This window comes from Thioclava sp. UBA3469, assembly GCF_002378135.1.
GTDB classification, from domain to species: Bacteria; Pseudomonadota; Alphaproteobacteria; order Rhodobacterales; family Rhodobacteraceae; genus Thioclava; species Thioclava sediminum.
Genome location: NZ_DFRG01000077.1, coordinates 8,030 through 9,246, shown reverse-complemented (window position 1 = coordinate 9,246; position 1,217 = coordinate 8,030). Strand labels below are relative to the sequence as shown.

General features: G+C 63.2%; 1 protein-coding gene. It reads left to right on the top strand.

Annotated features, from left to right (window positions below):
* Positions 1-281: 281 nt before the first annotated feature.
* Positions 282-1,217: ROK family transcriptional regulator (locus tag B3D39_RS06795; RefSeq protein ID WP_286789535.1), on the top strand; the 936-nt coding region annotated here is incomplete at its 3' end.

Genomic DNA, 1,217 nt, shown 5'->3' with positions numbered 1-1,217 from the left:
TCGGTCTTGGTGATCAGGCAGGCGGTGGTTTCCGCCCAAGCGCCCGTCGCCATCAGCCCAAGCGCGGTCGCACCGAGAATTGCGGTTTTCTTCATCATGTCAGGTCTCCTCCCAGAAACAATTCAGCCGTCTCTCCGATCGGCTTCGAGGCAAATCATGTGCGAAGACGGGGCGACTCGTCAATAGATAAATCACGTGGATTTATTAATTGACAGAACACCCTCTGGAAGCCGATAAATACTCAGCGTAACTTAAGCGCGAGCAGCCTCGGAGAATGAACTGTGCCCCAGCGCGTGATGGAAATGATCAAGACCGCCCCGGTGAAAATTGGCACGGATCATTCCTCGATGCGCAACCGCAACGAACGGCTGGTGATGTCGCTGATTCGCCGCCGCGGCGCCTTGGCGAAATCAGAGATCGCGCGGATGACGGGCCTCTCGGCACAGACCGTTTCCGTCATCATGCGTGCGCTCGAAGATGAAGGCTTCCTGCTGCGCTGCGACCCGGTGCGCGGCAAGGTCGGCCAGCCCACGGTGCCGATGCGCCTGAACCCGGAAGGCGCCTATTTTCTGGGCCTGAAGGTCGGACGCCGCCGCAGCGAGGTGATCCTGATCGACATGATGGGCACGCCGATCTCGCGCAGCGTCTCGCGCCACGACTACCCCACCGCCGCCGACACCATCGCCTTCGCGATCGACGCGATCGCGCGGATGGTGACGGAATTGCCTGCCTCGAAACGCGAGCGCATCTCGGGTCTCGGCATCGGCGCGCCGTTCCGGATGTGGGACTGGGGCGTCGCGCTCGGCCTCGACGAAAGTGCGATGGCCGATTGGCGCGAACGCGACATCCGCGCCGAGCTGGAGGCGATCTATCCCTTCCCCGTGGTGCTGGAAAACGACGCCTCCGCCGCCTGTTCGGCAGAGCTGTTGCTGGGCGACCAGACCCTGCCAGACGATTTCCTCTATGCGTTCGTGGGCTTCTTCGTGGGCGGCGGGCTGGTGATGAACGGCTCGCTTGTGACCGGTCCCAACAACAATGCGGGCGCGCTTGCCTCGATGCCGGTGCCCGACGGTCACGGCGGCCAGTGCCAGCTGCTCGACGTGGCCTCGCTCTCAGCTATCGAAGCGGCCATGGCGGAGCGCGGTCTCAATGCGAGCTTCCTCTGGGAGCGGCGCGACGAGTGGGAGCTTCCCGAAGACATCGTCGACGACTGGCTC